The organism is Mesorhizobium sp. USDA 3734 (assembly GCF_056279665.1).
On record NZ_JBWCCW010000001.1, the window covers coordinates 3630660 to 3645880 of the forward strand.

At 62.2% G+C, this 15221-nt stretch carries 17 protein-coding genes; 8 read left to right on the forward strand and 9 right to left on the reverse strand.

Annotated elements, in window-relative coordinates:
• Positions 1 to 11 precede the first annotated feature (11 nt).
• The 5 genes from ACZ89F_RS17810 to ACZ89F_RS17830 form a co-directional block, all read right to left on the reverse strand.
• A complete protein-coding gene (locus ACZ89F_RS17810; RefSeq protein WP_476093195.1) occupies positions 12 to 1169 on the reverse strand; it encodes an amino acid ABC transporter permease in 1158 nt (385 codons plus the stop codon).
• 4 nt (positions 1170 to 1173) lie between these two features.
• Complete coding sequence (locus ACZ89F_RS17815; RefSeq protein WP_476093196.1) at positions 1174 to 2361, reverse strand: amino acid ABC transporter permease; 1188 nt, start codon at positions 2359 to 2361, stop codon at positions 1174 to 1176.
• Positions 2362 to 2425: 64 nt separating this feature from the next.
• Positions 2426 to 3457 carry an amino acid ABC transporter substrate-binding protein gene (locus tag ACZ89F_RS17820; RefSeq protein WP_476093197.1) on the reverse strand — a complete coding sequence of 344 codons (1032 nt, stop codon included), beginning with the start codon at positions 3455 to 3457 and terminating at the stop codon, positions 2426 to 2428.
• Positions 3458 to 3898: 441 nt separating this feature from the next.
• Positions 3899 to 4738 (reverse strand): DUF2182 domain-containing protein, encoded by an 840-nt coding sequence (locus ACZ89F_RS17825; protein ID WP_476093198.1) that lies wholly within the window; start codon positions 4736 to 4738, stop codon positions 3899 to 3901.
• Between the two features lie 9 nt (positions 4739 to 4747).
• Entirely contained in the window at positions 4748 to 5383 is a 636-nt protein-coding gene (locus tag ACZ89F_RS17830; RefSeq protein WP_476093199.1) for a DUF1326 domain-containing protein, read from the reverse strand.
• Between the two features lie 343 nt (positions 5384 to 5726).
• Between ACZ89F_RS17830 and ACZ89F_RS17835 the strand changes: the two genes are divergently transcribed.
• Positions 5727 to 6911, forward strand: a complete 1185-nt coding sequence (locus tag ACZ89F_RS17835; protein ID WP_476093200.1) for a cystathionine beta-lyase — start codon at positions 5727 to 5729, stop codon at positions 6909 to 6911.
• Between the two features lie 126 nt (positions 6912 to 7037).
• Here ACZ89F_RS17835 and ACZ89F_RS17840 read toward each other — a convergent pair whose 3' ends face one another.
• On the reverse strand, positions 7038 to 7166 hold the full coding sequence (locus ACZ89F_RS17840) for a hypothetical protein (protein WP_476093201.1): 129 nt from the start codon (positions 7164 to 7166) through the stop codon (positions 7038 to 7040).
• Between ACZ89F_RS17840 and ACZ89F_RS17845 the strand changes: the two genes are divergently transcribed.
• From ACZ89F_RS17845 to ACZ89F_RS17860, 4 genes are all read left to right on the forward strand, one after another.
• The gene (locus ACZ89F_RS17845; RefSeq protein WP_476093202.1) at positions 7165 to 8253 is read left to right on the forward strand and encodes an HPP family protein; all 1089 of its coding nucleotides are present in this window, start codon (positions 7165 to 7167) and stop codon (positions 8251 to 8253) included. The two genes, ACZ89F_RS17840 and ACZ89F_RS17845, sit on opposite strands and share 2 nt — an antisense overlap.
• Before the next feature lie 104 nt (positions 8254 to 8357).
• Positions 8358 to 9032, forward strand: coding sequence for an RNA polymerase sigma factor (locus tag ACZ89F_RS17850; protein WP_476093204.1), 675 nt, complete (start codon positions 8358 to 8360; stop codon positions 9030 to 9032).
• Between the two features lie 116 nt (positions 9033 to 9148).
• Positions 9149 to 9673, forward strand: coding sequence for a DUF4142 domain-containing protein (locus ACZ89F_RS17855; protein ID WP_476093205.1), 525 nt, complete (start codon positions 9149 to 9151; stop codon positions 9671 to 9673).
• Between the two features lie 11 nt (positions 9674 to 9684).
• Positions 9685 to 9993: a cupredoxin domain-containing protein gene (locus tag ACZ89F_RS17860; protein WP_476093206.1), complete on the forward strand. Its 309-nt coding sequence runs from the start codon at positions 9685 to 9687 to the stop codon at positions 9991 to 9993.
• On the opposite strand, the gene ACZ89F_RS17865 is transcribed toward ACZ89F_RS17860, so the two are convergent.
• A complete protein-coding gene (locus tag ACZ89F_RS17865) occupies positions 9939 to 10835 on the reverse strand; it encodes a crotonase/enoyl-CoA hydratase family protein (protein WP_476093208.1) in 897 nt (298 codons plus the stop codon). The genes ACZ89F_RS17860 and ACZ89F_RS17865 overlap by 55 nt on opposite strands.
• An 84-nt stretch (positions 10836 to 10919) precedes the next feature.
• Between ACZ89F_RS17865 and ACZ89F_RS17870 the strand changes: the two genes are divergently transcribed.
• Positions 10920 to 11507 carry a TetR/AcrR family transcriptional regulator gene (locus ACZ89F_RS17870; protein ID WP_476097306.1) on the forward strand — a complete coding sequence of 196 codons (588 nt, stop codon included), beginning with the start codon at positions 10920 to 10922 and terminating at the stop codon, positions 11505 to 11507.
• Here ACZ89F_RS17870 and ACZ89F_RS17875 read toward each other — a convergent pair.
• Both ACZ89F_RS17875 and ACZ89F_RS17880 read right to left on the reverse strand, forming a co-directional pair.
• On the reverse strand, positions 11504 to 12730 hold the full coding sequence (locus ACZ89F_RS17875; RefSeq protein ID WP_476097307.1) for an anion transporter: 1227 nt from the start codon (positions 12728 to 12730) through the stop codon (positions 11504 to 11506). The genes ACZ89F_RS17870 and ACZ89F_RS17875 overlap by 4 nt on opposite strands.
• 155 nt (positions 12731 to 12885) lie before the next feature.
• Positions 12886 to 13716 (reverse strand): glycosyltransferase family 4 protein, encoded by an 831-nt coding sequence (locus tag ACZ89F_RS17880; RefSeq protein WP_476093209.1) that lies wholly within the window; start codon positions 13714 to 13716, stop codon positions 12886 to 12888.
• A gap of 36 nt (positions 13717 to 13752) precedes the next feature.
• On the opposite strand from ACZ89F_RS17880, the gene ACZ89F_RS17885 reads away from it, so the two are divergent.
• Both ACZ89F_RS17885 and ACZ89F_RS17890 read left to right on the forward strand, forming a co-directional pair.
• Positions 13753 to 13986: a hypothetical protein gene (locus ACZ89F_RS17885; RefSeq protein WP_476093211.1), complete on the forward strand. Its 234-nt coding sequence runs from the start codon at positions 13753 to 13755 to the stop codon at positions 13984 to 13986.
• Positions 13987 to 14453: 467 nt separating this feature from the next.
• Positions 14454 to 15203: a glycosyltransferase family 25 protein gene (locus ACZ89F_RS17890; RefSeq protein ID WP_476093212.1), complete on the forward strand. Its 750-nt coding sequence runs from the start codon at positions 14454 to 14456 to the stop codon at positions 15201 to 15203.
• Positions 15204 to 15221: the final 18 nt, after the last annotated feature.

Below are 15221 nucleotides of genomic sequence, written 5' to 3' on the forward strand. Positions count from 1 at the left end.
TGTTCTTTTGTTTAGCGTTTGTGGCCGGTGTCGAGTCGGCGTTCGGTGAACATTGAATAGCGCGACATGCCGAAGCAGAACAGCCAGAAGACGAAGGCCGCGAAGATCAGGCCGGACCTGGCCGTCTGCGCCGTTGCCCAGTTCGGGTCGGAGAAGTTCTGCTTAACGATGCCGAGCAGGTCGAACATCGAGATGATGATGACCAGGCTGGTGTCCTTGAACATGCCGATGAAGGTGTTGACGATGCCCGGGATGACCAATTTCAGTGCCTGCGGCATGACGATGAAATACATCTTCTGCCAATAGCCGAGACCGAGCGAATCCGCACCTTCATACTGGCCCTTGGGGATCGCCTGCAGGCCGCCGCGCACCACTTCGGCCATATAGGCGGCGGAAAACAGCGACACACCGATCAGCGCGCGCAGGAACTTGTCGAAGCTGACGCCCTCCGGCAGGAACAGCGGCAGCATGACGCTGGCAAAGAACAACACGGTGATCAGCGGGATGCCGCGCACCGTCTCGATGAAGACGACGCACAGCGTCTTGATGATCGGCATCTTGGAACGGCGGCCGAGTGCCAGCACGATGCCAAGCGGCAGCGACACGGCAATACCGACGAAGGACAGGCTGAGCGTAACCAGCAGGCCGCCCCACAGCGAGGTCTCGACATGCGGCAGGCCGAACATGCCGCCGACCAGCAGGATGAAGGCGACGATCGGCAGCACAAAGAACAGCAGAACGGCATTCAGCCCTTTGCGCGGCACCTTCGGGATGAGCATCGGCACCAGCAGCGCCACGAACAGGATGGCGACCAGGATCGGCCGCCAGCGCTCCTCGATCGGATAGCGCCCGAGCATGAACTGGCCGAATTTGGCATTGACGAAAGCCCAGCAGGCGCCGGTCCAGCCATCCGGCTGGACGCCGCCTTGCGCCACGGTGGCGCATACGGTCCGGTCGGGTCCCGTCCACACAGCGTTGATGAACGCCCAGTTGATGATCTGCGGCAGGATCATCGCCACCAGCGCGATGCCGGCGATGGTCAAAATGGTGTCGCCGGCGGAAGCGATCAGGTTCTTGCGTACCCACGCACCGAGACCCGTGACGCCGGCCGGCGCCGGCTGCGCCAGCGCCATTTCGGTGCGCACCCAGGACATATCATGTTCTTGCATGTCCTTACCTCTCCACCAGCGCCATCTTGGCGTTGAACCAGTTCATCACAAGCGAGGTCAGAAGGCTGATGGCCAGATAGATCACCATCATGATCACCACGCCCTCGACAGCCTGGCCGGTCTGGTTCAGCACCGTACCGGCGGTCGCCGTCAGGTCCGGATAGCCGATGGCGATGGCGAGCGATGAGTTCTTGGTCAGATTGAGATACTGGCTGGTCAGCGGCGGAATGACGATGCGCATGGCCTGCGGCACGACGACGAGCCTCAGGATCGATCCGGGCCGCAACCCCAACGCACCGGCAGCTTCCGTCTGGCCTTTGCTGACGCCCCTGATGCCGGCGCGTACGATCTCGGCAATGAAGGCGGCGGTATAGCAGGACAGCGCCAGATACAGCGACAGGAACTCAGGCCTGACCTGGAAGCCGCCTGTCAGGTTGAAAGTCGATTGCTTCGGGTAGTCGAAACTCAAGGGGAATCCGCTCAGCACATAGGCGAGCAGCGGCAGCCCGACAATCAGCGCCAGGGCTGTCCACAACACCGGAAATTGCTGGCCGGTCGCCATCTGCCGTTGCCGCGCCTTGCGCGCCACGAACCACGCCATGGCGATGCCGACAAGCAGAGCGACGAAGATCAGCCAGGAGCCGTCGCCCCACACGGCGCGTGGAAAATAGAAGCCGCGCTGGTTGAGGAAGGAGCCGAACGGCAGGTTGATGCTGTCGCGTGGTGCCGGCAGCACGGCCAGCACGCCGGAATACCAGAAGAAGATGACCAGCAGCGGCGGGATGTTGCGGAACACCTCGACATAGACCGTGCAGATCTTCCTGATCAGCCAGTTCTGCGAGAGCCGGCCGATGCCGACAATGAAGCCTATGATTGTCGCGGTGATGATGCCGACGATGGCGACGATGACAGTATTGAGGAAGCCGACCAGGATGGCGCGGCCATAGGTCGAATCCGACGAATAGGCGATAGCGCTCTCGCTGATGTCGAAGCCGGCGCGGCCCTTGAGGAAGCCGAAGCCCGAAGCGATGTGCAGGCGCGTCAAGTTGGCAATGACGTTGTGGGCAATCCACCAGACGCCCACCACCAGCAGAACGACGACCAGCGCCTGGAAGAATATGCCCCGGACCTTCGGATCGTTGATAAAGGAGCCGCGGCTGGGCTCCTCGCGAAGAACTTCCTGCGATGCCATTCGACCCGTCCCCTGGAAAGAGAAACCGGAAGGCAGACAACCTGCCTTCCGGATCACATTTCGATCAGCGGATCGGCGGTGCGTACTGCAGGCCACCCTTGGTCCACAGCGCGTTGATGCCGCGCGCGATCTTCAGCGGGCTGCCCGAACCGACATTGCGTTCGAACATTTCGCCATAATTGCCGACGGCCTTGACGATGTTGACGACCCAGTCATTGGAGACGCCAAGATCGGTACCGATCTTGGTATCTGCTTCCTGGCCGAGCACGCGCTTGATCTCAGGGCTGGCCGAGTTCTTCATTTCATCGACATTGGCCTTGGTGATCCCGAGCTCTTCAGCCTGCAGCAGGGCGAAATAGGTCCACTTGACGATGTGGTACCACTGGTCGTCGCCCTGGCGAACGGCGGGTCCGAGCGGCTCCTTCGAGATGATCTCGGGCAGCACGACGTGATCGGCCGGCGATCCCAGCGTCAGGCGGATGCCATAGAGGCCCGACTGATCGGTGGTGTAGACGTCGCAGCGGCCTGCGTCATAGGCGGCGTTGACCTCTTCCAGCTTTTCGAAGACGACCGGATTGTACTCCATCTTGTTGGCCTTGAAGTAGTCGGCGAGGTTGAGCTCGGTGGTCGTGCCGCTCTGCACGCAGACGGCGGCGCCGGAAAGCTGTAGCGCCGAATTGACGCCCGGCAGCTTCTTGGCATTGATCATGAAACCCTGGCCGTCATAGTAGGTGACGCCGATGAAATTCAGGCCAAGTGCCGTGTCGCGGTTGATCGTCCAGGTGGTGTTGCGCGACAGGATGTCGATCTCGCCGGACTGCAGCGCGGTGAAACGCTCCTTGGCGCTGAGCGGTGTAAACTTGACCTTGGTGCCGTCACCAAAGACGGCGGCCGCGACAGCGCGGCAGAAATCCGCATCGATGCCTTGCCAGTCACCCTTGTCGTCCGGCGCCGAGAAACCGGCCAGGCCGGTCGAGACGCCACACTGGATGAAGCCCTTCGCCTTGACGGTGTCGAGCGTGGTTGCCGACGCGGCCGACGCCATCAACCCAAGCGTGGCGGCGGCGCCAAGAATGCCGATAGCAATTTGTTTCATGACCCACAGACCCTTTTCTCTGTTTTTCAGGGCAAACCCTGATCTTTTTCCCGTGTGAACGCAGCTCCCATTCCGGCCCATTCCCGGAACCCCGCATCGTAACCGACGCGCTGCCTCCCATTCACAAATGTCATCGAAGGCGATAATTCCCGTGAGGTCAAGGGAAATGACCGAAACCGAAAGAGTTTGAAAACCGATTGCCGCAAATGCCTGATTTACAGACAAACGCGCTCGCGATTTAGTCAGCAGCGCTAATAAAGTCGGCAAAGCTCATTCAATGCCAATACGGGGCCAATGCGGGCCGCGGCAGCTAAATCCATCCCAGGTATTACCACGGCGTTGTTGACCTCAGTGCGCCATGAATTGCCATCTCAGAAGACTGTCATCTGACGGGATACCGGACGGTTGCAGGCCAATACCGCCCGGCCACAATGAATGTTCTCAAAGGGCTCGGAAGACGAGCCAGGCGCCGATCGCAGCCATCAGCGCGCCGGAAACGCGCGGGATCAACTGCCCGGTCGGGACCGTTTTCTCCAGGAGAACAAGGATGGCGATGCCGGCGATCCACAGCACGTTCATGACGCCGCCGACGAACAGCAGAGCCATCAGCGCCCAGCAGCAACCCAGACAATAGGCGCCGTGATCGATGCCGAGCCGAAGCGCGCCGAGCGGAGCGGAGCGGAACCCGCCATGGCTGGCCAGGAACGCGATCGGCGCCTGACATTGGCGCAGGCAGACGCCCTTCATCGGCGTCCATTGATAGAGACCAGCGGCGATCAGGACGAGGCCACCGAGGATCGCACTGTCGGTCGCCATCGAGGGATCGAGCAAGGCGAGATGGGCGAGCAGCCATTGCGCGCCGGTCGCCACAATACTGAAGACCACCCAGACAGCGAGATAGCCCGCAAAAAACCATCCCGTCGAAGCGATGGGCCGGCCATCCGCCCGCGCCTTGCGGCCGACGCCGGCGTAGAGCAGCAACATCGGTGCGACCGAAGGCGTCATCATGCCGACCATCATCACCGCCCACATTGTGAAGATGAAAGCGAAATCGGCCGATGACCAGGACCGGAAACCGGGCGCCACGGTGGCGCCCATGTCCATGCCGCCCATATCCATGCTGCCCATGTCCATGCTGCCCGGCATGGGGGAACCGGGCATGACCATGTCGGCGGTGAGCCACAGCACATAGGTCCAGGCGAGCGCGGCAATCACGACGAGCGCGGCCGTCACGACCGCGCGGTCGCGCCGCAGCACCGCCTCGAGGGCTGTGTCGCCCATCGGATCAGGTCAATGCACGATGCCGCTCTGCGTGAGATGCAGATTGGCGAAATGGCTGTGCGTATCGGCCAGCTCGAACTTGATCGGGCCCGTCGCCTTGGTCCAGCCACGCCCGACCTCGGCGATCGCGTATTCGAAGCCGTGCGGCAGGTCGATGCGCGCCTGGTGTTCGGCGCCGGTGACCGGATTCTTGATCGGCTCGCCATGGCCATCGGTCACGCCCTTGACGTGCAGCCGCCCAGTTCGCGCGTCGACGTCGACCTTGAATTCGATCGGGGCAAAGATCGGATCGTGGAATTTCTCCAGCGTGGTCGAAAAGACCTGGAATATCGTTGCGCCTGGATCGGTGTCGAGACCGCCCAATATGCGAAGCAGCGCTGCACGCTGGGCTTCGGTCGCCCTCTCGTCGATAACCACCGCGGCTTCGCCCCTGCCCTGGTGTATCGCGCCCGGCCAGCTGAAAATCCCGACGAACCGCAATCCGTCGAGCTTGGTGTCGCCATGATGGCCGCTCTCGATTTCCATGCCAGCGACCGCCTGGCAGAATCCGTATGTCGGCATGGCGTTGAACTGGCACGGGCAGCCATAGGCGCAGTTGCAGTTGATGAATTCACGCGCCTTCATTGTCCATTTGACGTCCGGCATGGCATTCCTCCCTTGCCGCGCTCACGCTTCGTGAGCGCGATCCGGATCGTGGAGGACCAGAAGGTCAACCGGCGACAACCATCCGGCAGCATCTGATCGAAGCAATCCGGCGATTAATATTAGCAATAGACCATATACCTTTCACCGCCGCCCACAATAGGCCGATCGGCGGAGACCGGTGCAGCGCCGACACTGCGCCGCGGGGTCATGCCGTACTCCGCATCGCCGCCTTTTGCCGCGACGAATTGGCATATTCGAAGTCCATCGCCTGGCGGGCGCTGGCTGTTGCACGGTCCATGACGCCGCACTATGGCTAGCGGCTTATCAAACAAGGCGACGCAGAATGGCGAAAGACGGCAGCGAGCGCTCTGGCGGCGGGATGGGCATCAACACGCGGCTTGCCCATTCGGGCAACAATCCGCACGACTATTTCGGCTTCGTCAATCCGCCGGTGGTGCATGCCTCTACCGTGCTTTTTCGTGACGCGGCTTCGATGGCGGCACGCAGCCAGAAGTACACTTACGGCACGCGCGGCACACCGACGACCGATGCGCTAGCCCACGCCATAGACGCGCTGGAAGGCTCGGCCGGCACGATCGTGGTGCCGTCGGGCCTTGCAGCGGTGACCATACCGCTGCTCGCCTTCGTGTCGGCGGGCGACCATCTGCTGATTGTCGATACCGTCTATCACCCGACCCGCAACTTCGCCGACACGATGCTGAAGCGGCTCGGTGTCGAGGTCGAGTACTACGCCCCCGATCTCGGCGCCGGCATCGCCGCTTTGATCAAGCCCAATACCAAGGTGGTGTTCACGGAATCGCCAGCGTCCAACACGTTCGAGGTGCAGGACATCCCGGCCATCGTCAAGACTGCGCATGCCGCTGGCGCCATCGTCATGATGGACAATACCTGGGCGACGCCGCTGTATTTCCGTCCGCTCGACCACGGCGTCGACATCTCGATCCATGCGGCGACGAAGTACCCGGCCGGCCATTCCGACGTGCTGCTCGGCACGGTGTCGGCCAATGAAAGCTGCTGGAAGCATCTTTATGAAAGCTTCTGCACGCTTGGCTGCTGCGCCGGACCCGACGATGTCTACCAGGTGCTGCGCGGCCTGCGCAGCATGGGCGTGCGCCTCGAACACCATCAGCGCAGCACGCTTGCCATCGCCTCCTGGCTCGAGGGCCAGAAGGGCGTGGCGCGCGTGCTCCACCCTGCCCTTCCCAGCCATCCGGACCACGATCTGTGGAAGCGCGACTTCTCCGGCTCGAGCGGCATCTTTTCCATCGTGCTTGCCGGCGGCGGCCAGAAGCAGCAGCACGCCTTCCTCGACGCGCTGCAGATATTCGGTCTCGGCTATTCCTGGGGCGGCTATGAGAGCCTTGCCGTGCCGGTCTGGCTTGGCGACCGCGTTGTTGCAAAAGCGCCCTATGAGGGTCCGTTGATCCGCCTGCAGATCGGGCTCGAGGATGTCGCCGACCTGAAGGCCGATATTTCGCGCGGCCTGGCCGCCGCGGCCGCTGCCTGACGATCGGGGCACCCGCCACGCTGATTCAGCGGACCAGCGCAAGCACCTCGAAAGACTGGTGAACCGCCACTTCACCTGGGAGCCAAATCGGCACCACGGCGATTGTTGCGACAAGGTCACGGAATTCTATTCCCACAAACCGCGGCTTCGCGGATCAATTTGGCTTTCAAATTCCACGGGGTCGCGCCATTGCGGCGGTGCGATCATCGCGGTTTCTCCTTCCCCCTGGAATACCGGCAGAGTTTTCGACGTCATGGCCTTCCGCCTCTTTGTTCCCATTCTTGCCGGCGCGACGCTACGCGAGCGCCTCGTTGCCTGCATCGGCGCGACGATCGGCATTGCGCTCACCGGTGTGATCGCCAGCCTTGTGCTGGGTAACGGTCCGCACGTGCCGCTGCTGGTGGCGCCGATGGGGGCGTCGGCGGTTCTGCTGTTCGCGGTGCCGGCCAGCCCGCTGGCGCAGCCATGGTCGATCATCGGCGGCAACACGATATCGGCACTGGTCGGCGTGATCGTGGCGCATTTCATCCACGAAACCGCCCTTGCCACCGGCATCGCGGTGGCACTGGCCATCGCCGCCATGTCGTTCACCCGCTGCCTGCATCCGCCGGGCGGGGCCGCCGCCCTGACCGCGGTGCTGGGAGGACCTGCCGTCATCAGCGCCGGCTTCCTGTTTCCATTCGTGCCGGTGGCGCTGAACTCGATCCTGCTGGTGGCGCTCGGCTACGGCTTCCACAGACTGGCACGGCGCAATTATCCGCATGTGCCGGTTTCAGCGCCGGCGAACAGCCACGGCACCGTCGATCCGCCGGCACAGTCGCGCGTCGGCTTTCGGTCCGAAGACATCGATGCCGCGCTCGGAGCACTCGACGAGACGTTCGATATCGATCGCAACGATCTCGATCGACTGCTGCGGCAAGTCGAATTGCAGGCGATGGTGCGCGCGCACAAGACCCTTCTGTGCGAGGACATCATGTCGCGCGACGTGATCTCGGTCGACGCGCACACCTCGGCCGAGGCGGCGCGCCAATTGCTGCTTGACCACAACATCCGCACCTTGCCGGTCGTCAATGCCGAAGCAAGGCTGGCAGGCACGGTGGGATTGCGGGAGCTGACGCTGGCCTCCGGCACGGTTGGATCCGTGATATCGCCCGCGGCCACAGCCGCGGCCGGTTTCACCGCCATGGGCCTGCTGCCCGTGCTCACCGACGGCCGCAGCCATGCGGTGATCATCGTCGACGACGACAAGCGGATTCTCGGACTGATCACCCAGACCGATCTCCTGGCGGCCACCGCGCGCCTGCAGGCTGCTGACAGGCCCTCACCAGGCGCGGTAGGGTAGCTCCCGTCGGATCGGCGAAAAATGTTCGGGAACCTTTTGCCGGCAACAGCATCCAATCTCTCAATCGAGGTTCCAGTCTGGAGATCGGGTTGAGGAAACTGGCCATGCCCGCTGTGTTGACGGCCGTGCCTGCTGCTGCGTCAGACGACATGCAGCTCGTGCGGCGGGCGCTGGCCCGCGACGGCGATGCCTTCCGCACCATCATCAAGACTTACAATCAGCGGCTCTACCGGATCGCGCGCGGCGTCGTGCGCAATGACAGCGAGGCCGAGGACATCGTCCAGGAGGCCTATGTCAAGGCTTTCGCCCATCTCGATGCGTTTCGAGGCGACTCCTCGCTGGCCACATGGTTGTCACGCATCGTCATCAACGAGGCGCTCGGCCGCCTGCGCAAAAGGCGCAGAACGGTGGCACTGCCGGAAAATCCGCAAGCCGAGATCATCCGGTTCCCTCTCAACCACAGCGACGATCCGGAGCGGACGATGGCGCAACGGCAGATCCTCCAGCTGGTCGAGCGGGCCACCGACAGCCTTCCCGATGTCTACCGGACGGTGTTCGTGTCGCGGGTGATCGAGGGGCTGAGCATCGAAGAGACCGCCGATCTTCTCGGCGTGCGGCCACAAACGGTAAAGACAAGGCTGCACCGTGCCCGCGCCCTGTTGCGCAAGGCGCTGGACGACCAGATCGGGCCGGTGCTGCTCGATGCCTTCCCCTTCGCCGGCCGACGTTGCGAAAGGCTGACCAGCGCCGTCATGCGGCGGCTCGGGCTGGAAAGCTGACCCTCACCCGATTCAGTTGATTTTGGCGGGAACGTTTGCCGCCGGCCAGCATCCAATGATCGTCAACCGAGAAACACTGTCCGGCGCGGTTTCAGCGTCCGGACGAAGGAGATGCCATGTCTATCCGACACACTGCCGCGCTCGCCGCCCTGCTGCTGCTTGGCACTGCCCCGTTCGCACAAGCGGCCGACAAGCCGACCGACCCGCAGATCGCCCATATCGCCTACACGGCCGGGGTCATCGATGTTGAAGCGGCCAAACTGGCGATCGAGAAATCGAAGACCAGGGAGGTCGTGGATTTCGCCAAAGACATGGTGCGCGACCACGAGGCCGTGAACGTGCAGGCGCTAGACCTGGTGAAGAAACTCAAGGTCACGCCGGAAGACAACGCCACCAGCCAGGCGCTGAGCAAGGCGGCCGCCGAGGAGAGAGCAAAGCTGGCCAAGCTCGACGGTGCTGCCTTCGATAAGGCCTATGTCGACAACGAGGTCGCCTACCACAAGCAGGTCAACGGCGCGCTCGAAACCCTTTTGATCCCGTCGGCGCAGAATACCGAGCTGAAGAGCCTGCTGGAAACCGGCCTGAAGATATTCCAGGGCCATGAGCAGCATGCCGAACACGTCGCCGGCATGCTGAAATAGGGACCCGCATCATGCCGAAACGCCATCTGTGGGTTGCCTTGACGCTGGCCGTCGGCATCGTTCCGGCGCAAGCTGAAACCATCCAGGTCACCATCGACAGGCTGGCGTTCTCGCCAGCCACCGTCGAGGCGAAGGTCGGCGACACGATCGAGTGGGTGAACAAGGATGCGTTCGCCCACACGGCCACCGTGAAAGGTGGCTGGGAGGTGATGATCCCGCCGAAGAAATCCGCAAGCCTGACATTGAAGGCCGCGGGACCGGCCGATTACTTCTGTCGCTTCCACCCCAACATGAAAGGCCGTTTGGTGGTGGCGCCCTGATCCAGCGCCAACGAGGCTCGCCTGGCCTCGTCAGGGCGCGTGATATGCGTCCACGAGCCGTCATAGCCCGGCTCGCGGCGTGCGATCCAGGCATCGAGCCCTTCGCGCAGATCGGCGGTCGGGGCCATGCGGGCGAACTGCTCGGCCTCGACCAGCAGGCCTTCGGCTATGCTCTGGTTGAGGCCGCGCGTCACCGCCGTGAGGATGCTGGCGACCGCCAGTTCGGAGTGCCGCAGGATACGCCTGGCCAGGCCGATCGCGGCCGGCATCAGATCGCCATGCGGCACCACTTGGTTGACGAGGCCAAGCTCAAGAGCGCGCTGCGGCGGAAACCAGTCGCCGGTCAAAAGCAGTTCCAGCGCCCGCTTGCGCCCCGCGAGCCTGGGCAAACGCTGCGTTCCGCCAAAGGTCGGCGGCATCGCAAGGTTGATTTCCGGCTTGGCGAACAAAGCGCGTTCGCTGGCAATGGCGAGCGGCACGGCCTCGGTGATTTCGCAGCCGCCACCAAAGGCAATGCCGTTGACGGCGGCGATGATGGGTTTGCGGAAGGCCTCCAGCCTTGCCGTCAGCCGCTGCCCGCGCATGACGAAGTCACGCATCGCGACATCGACGCCAAGCGCCACACTGGCCGCGAATTCGGGGATGTCGCCACCGGCCGAAAACGCCCGCTCCCCTGCTCCGGTAAGAATGACCGCCCGGACGCTGTCATCGACCTCAATGTCATCGAGGATCGCAAGCAGGCAATCGATCAGGGCATAGTTCAGCGCGTTGAGTTTTTCGGGACGATTGAGGGTGAGGACGGCTACCCCGTCACGTGTCTCGCCCAGGACAAGATCGGTCATTCGGCTTCCTTTCCAGCATGCGTTGACCGGAAAGGATCAGGTTTTCGATTGCTTGTATATTCACTAGTCGGTATACTCAACGCCATGCCTGAAGCGTCCAGTCCCACCCGCAAACGCATCGTCGATGCCGCGACGAAGCTCTTCTATGCCGAAGGGATTGGCCGCGTCAGCGTCGATGCAATCGCCGAAAAAGCCGGGCTGACCAAGCGGACTCTGTACTATCACTTCAAGAGCAAGGACGATCTGATCGCTGCCTACCTCGATGGCCGCGACCAACCCAATCTGAAGCAGATGGCCGGCTGGTTCGATGCCGCTGAAGGTGGTGCTGACCGCAAGGTCGAAGCGATTTTCACCAATCTGGCGCGCGTCGCCCGCCATCCCAAATGGAAAGGATGCGGGTTTCTGCGCACGGCCGCGGAGCTTGCCTCGATGCCTGGACACCCGGCAGTCAAGGCCGGATCGCGGCACAAGACAAATTTCGAAAAATGGCTCGCCGCCGAACTGTCGGCCCGCGGCATCACGGCGCCGCATATGCTGGCACGCGAGATCGTGCTGCTCATGGACGGCGCCTTCTCGAGCATGCTGATCCACCACAACCCCGATTATATCGGGGCGGCAGGACACGCCGCCGCAACGCTTGTACGGGCGCGGACCTCAAGCAGCCAGGTCTAGAATCCAAACGCCAGCCATGCCGTGCCCACGCCAAGCGTTATCAGCGTCAGCGGCAAGCCGACCTTGAAGAAGGCGCCGAACGACAGCTGCGTGCCGGCGGCCCGCGCCTGTTCGGCGACGATCAGGTTGGCGACCGAACCCAGCAGCGTGAAATTGCCGGCCAGCGTCGAGCTCATGGCGACGACCAGCCAGGCGCGCTCGGGGTTTTCGAGGCCGGGTATGAAGGGCCGGAGCGCCAGCACCGCCGGGACATTGCTCATGATGTTGGAAAGCACCGCGGTGAAGCCCGACAGGCGCCAGACATCGTCCAGCCCGAGGTTCTTTGCCGAGGCAATCATGTCTGATGTGAGAAGCGTCTTTTCGGCGCCGGCGACCACCACGAACAGACCTGCGAACATGAACAGCAGCGGGCCGTCGATCTCGCGGTAGATGCGTTCCGGCTTGATGGCGCGGGTGAGCAGGAGGATGGCGCCGCCGATGAGTGCGGCCTTGGCGACGGGCACGCCGGCGAAGAAGGCGATTGCCAGTCCGATGCAGACCACCACCGCCTTCAGCACCTGCCCCTTGTGCATGCGGCCACGCGAGACCTCGGGCGTCAGTTGGACCGTGCGGGCGAATTCGGCCCGGTAGACGACGCGGATGATGACGACGACCGCAACGAGGCCGAACAGGGCGACCGGAGCGAGTGCCGCCGAAAAGGCCGGATAGGAAATGCCCGACAGCGCGCCAATGACCATGTTTTGCGGATTGCCGGTGATGGTGGCGACGCTGCCGCAATTCGACGCGGTGGCGGTGGCGATCAGATAGGGGATAGGGTTGCGCTTGATGACGCGGGTGACGTGGACGACGATCGGCGCCATGACAAGGCAGATGGCGTCATTGACCAGGAAGGCCGACAGCACGCCGGTCAGCAGCGTCACCATCACCAAAAGCATCAAGGGCGCGTGCGCGTGCTCGATGGCGATGGCGCCCAGGCCGCGAAAGGCGCCTGACACTTTCAGATGCGCCACCACGATCATCATGCCGAGCAGAAGCGTGATGGTGTCGAAATTGATCGCCCGGTAGGCATCCTCCATGCTGAGCGCGCCGATGGCGACCATCGCGGCCCCGCCGAGCAGCGCGATCCCCGCCCGGTCGAGGCGCAGGCCGGGGATGCGGCCAATGGCGACACCGGCATAGGTCAGGATCAGGATCAGCAGTGCCGCCGCGCCCATCAATGTCATCGTCAAGAAGTCCTGCTCAGTCCGTGGCGCGCCGCTGCCAGTCCGCCCCGATGGCTCGTTTGCGTGCCAGCTTTAGCGCGATGTCGGGATCGATGACAAACACGCCGGGCATGTTGTTGCGCGGGGATCGGCACGGCCCATGGGATGGTGTGCCGCTAACGCAGATAGAAATCCAGCCGCTGTCGAAGTGCCTGCGGCGAATACAGCTGCTCTACCGTCTGCCGTGCCTTGAGCCCTACTGCCGCCCTCAGCGCCGGATCGACTTTGAGATCGGCCAGGATCCGTGCCGCTTGTGGCGTCGTTTCGAACAGGAAACCGTTTTCGCCATGCCTGATATGGTCGGCATAGCCGCCCTGCGAATGGCAGACCACGGGCAAGCCGCAGGCCATCGCCTCGAATACCACGCGGCCGAACGTCTCCACCACATTCGAGCCGGTGCGATAGTAGAACGCGTCGAGCGTCAGCAGGAACTCTTCAGCCGCAAATTGGCCCTGCGGCAGGAGTTCCAATCGCGGATGCGGCGCGAGCGTGTCCTTGAGCGGCATCCCGCCCTGAATCCGCACCGCGGCGCCATCCGCCAGCAATGCCTCGTAGAGCGGCACATCGTCGGCGTGATGCTTGTCTGGCGCATCGCGGCTCAGCCGACCCACCGTGAACGGACCATCCGGCCTCGCCCGCCGTTGCGAGAAACGTTCGATGTCGATTGGCGACGGATGCACGACGCCATCGACCCGCAGCAAGCGTTTTTGAAAATCGGAAATCAGCACCAGTTCGGCGTCGGGCCAATTCAGCATGCGGGGCATGCGTGTCGTCAGCGCGATGACTTTCGGGTGAAAGGTATTGAAGACGTAGATCAGCCGGCGCGGTCGTGGGATCAGGTAAGGCCACACCTTGTTGCGCCAATGCGCGCCGAGAAAGACATAGGTGCCGCCATCAGGCACGTTCCGCGTTTGCGGCGATATGCGGCGAATTGGAGAGTGTCGCATCAGCTCACCGGAAACCCTGGAGGAGGTTGCCCACAGGTGAACCTTGGTATCGGCACTCAACAGTCGGTAAAGCTCCAGAGCCTCAAGGTCACTGCCGCCAAAAGGGTCCTGAAAACCATTGAACAGATGGAGCATGATCGCTGCGCTTTGCCCTGCCTGGCCGGTTGTTTGCCGCTAGTGAAAACGTGGCCGTTGCGTGCTGGCCACTCGGGCAATCGAGGGCGTTACCTGACCCAGGGCGGACGCCGGGCGATTGAGGACGTTACTTGACGCCGAGCTGCATAAAATATCGATCGTCTATTGCGCAAGTTGAGTCAATTACGGGGCGCTCAATGATTGCTAAGTGGCCAATCTGTTGCTCAAATACATCACAGGCGGCACAAGCCGCATCTCCTATGCGTTCCCGTCCGTCTCGTCCCTTGAAAAGGATCCACGGTCGAATTCCTTTCTGATATCGCCAGAACCTCCTCTTGATGGTGAACGACGAGATCGGCGAACAACCGCGTCTCGGTCCAGCAAACCCTGATTATCTCGATTTTATCCATTCAGACAGCTATCTCGACAGGAGCAACCGGGTGGTCCACCTGGGGAGCAAAAGACCGAATAGCAGGCTGCGAGCGCTGCGGTAGAGATTTATTTGGTTAAGCCCGGTCGTTCCGGCGTGGAGGATAGATCCGAGTCAAATTCCAAAGCAGTAACGATAATCGGTAGATAGCCGGGGGGCATCAATGAAATGTATGGTCATCAACCTTGATCGGTCTCCCGATCGCCTTGCCCATGTCACAGCTGAATTCGCGAAGATTGGTGTCTCGTTCAACCGGGTTGCTGCCGTAGACGCGTGGCGTCGACCGGAATTTGCCGAGACTTCACCAAATTTGACCCCCACGGAAGTGGCCTGCCTTATGAGCCACAAGATTTGCTGGGAAATCATCGCGGATGGTGATGACGCTTTTGGTGCGATCTTCGAAGATGATGTCCTTTTGTCCGAAGCGGCTGGCCCGATGCTCTCCGATGATGGATGGGTTCCGGCCGACGCCGACATCGTCAAGCTGGAGACATACCTAAGGAAGACCGTCATTGCGATGAAGCGCACTTCCGTGGGCCGTGCGTTTTCGGTGTCTAGACTATACAGGTTCCACATCGGAACGGCCGGCTACATCCTTTCGAAGCAAGCAGCGCGCGATCTGATCAGTCGAAGTCTGGATGCGCCCGCCGATCACGTTGTCTTCGATCCGTCGCTTCCTTCGTCGTCAAGCAAAACCATATACCAACTCTTGCCAGCGCTGTGCGTGCAAAATGATCTTGTGTGCGAGAAGCCCTTCCGTTTGAACAGCCTTCTTGACGAGGAGCGGCTGATGAAACCTGGGGCAAATTCTGCTCAAAAGAGGAGCTCGACCGAAAAGATCGTGGTCGAAACGAGGCGCATAGGTCGGCAGATTTTCGACGTCTGCCGTCTCAGGCGGGAGAAGACCATCTCTTTAGCGTGATCTCGGCAAAGCGAAAAC

What these genes read in the sequence shown, in the direction of transcription:
- ACZ89F_RS17810 (WP_476093195.1), bottom strand. Translation starts at nt 1,169, where the DNA reads ATGCAAGAACATGATATGTCCTGGGTGCGCACCGAAATGGCGCTGGCG.
- ACZ89F_RS17815 (WP_476093196.1), bottom strand. Translation starts at nt 2,361, where the DNA reads ATGGCATCGCAGGAAGTTCTTCGCGAGGAGCCCAGCCGCGGCTCCTTT.
- ACZ89F_RS17820 (WP_476093197.1), bottom strand. Translation starts at nt 3,457, where the DNA reads ATGAAACAAATTGCTATCGGCATTCTTGGCGCCGCCGCCACGCTTGGG.
- ACZ89F_RS17825 (WP_476093198.1), bottom strand. Translation starts at nt 4,738, where the DNA reads ATGGGCGACACAGCCCTCGAGGCGGTGCTGCGGCGCGACCGCGCGGTC.
- ACZ89F_RS17830 (WP_476093199.1), bottom strand. Translation starts at nt 5,383, where the DNA reads ATGCCGGACGTCAAATGGACAATGAAGGCGCGTGAATTCATCAACTGC.
- ACZ89F_RS17835 (WP_476093200.1), top strand. Translation starts at nt 5,727, where the DNA reads ATGGCGAAAGACGGCAGCGAGCGCTCTGGCGGCGGGATGGGCATCAAC.
- ACZ89F_RS17845 (WP_476093202.1), top strand. Translation starts at nt 7,165, where the DNA reads ATGGCCTTCCGCCTCTTTGTTCCCATTCTTGCCGGCGCGACGCTACGC.
- ACZ89F_RS17840 (WP_476093201.1), bottom strand. Translation starts at nt 7,166, where the DNA reads ATGACGTCGAAAACTCTGCCGGTATTCCAGGGGGAAGGAGAAACCGCG.
- ACZ89F_RS17850 (WP_476093204.1), top strand. Translation starts at nt 8,358, where the DNA reads ATGCCCGCTGTGTTGACGGCCGTGCCTGCTGCTGCGTCAGACGACATG.
- ACZ89F_RS17855 (WP_476093205.1), top strand. Translation starts at nt 9,149, where the DNA reads ATGTCTATCCGACACACTGCCGCGCTCGCCGCCCTGCTGCTGCTTGGC.
- ACZ89F_RS17860 (WP_476093206.1), top strand. Translation starts at nt 9,685, where the DNA reads ATGCCGAAACGCCATCTGTGGGTTGCCTTGACGCTGGCCGTCGGCATC.
- ACZ89F_RS17865 (WP_476093208.1), bottom strand. Translation starts at nt 10,835, where the DNA reads ATGACCGATCTTGTCCTGGGCGAGACACGTGACGGGGTAGCCGTCCTC.
- ACZ89F_RS17870 (WP_476097306.1), top strand. Translation starts at nt 10,920, where the DNA reads ATGCCTGAAGCGTCCAGTCCCACCCGCAAACGCATCGTCGATGCCGCG.
- ACZ89F_RS17875 (WP_476097307.1), bottom strand. Translation starts at nt 12,730, where the DNA reads ATGACATTGATGGGCGCGGCGGCACTGCTGATCCTGATCCTGACCTAT.
- ACZ89F_RS17880 (WP_476093209.1), bottom strand. Translation starts at nt 13,716, where the DNA reads ATGCGACACTCTCCAATTCGCCGCATATCGCCGCAAACGCGGAACGTG.
- ACZ89F_RS17890 (WP_476093212.1), top strand. Translation starts at nt 14,454, where the DNA reads ATGGTCATCAACCTTGATCGGTCTCCCGATCGCCTTGCCCATGTCACA.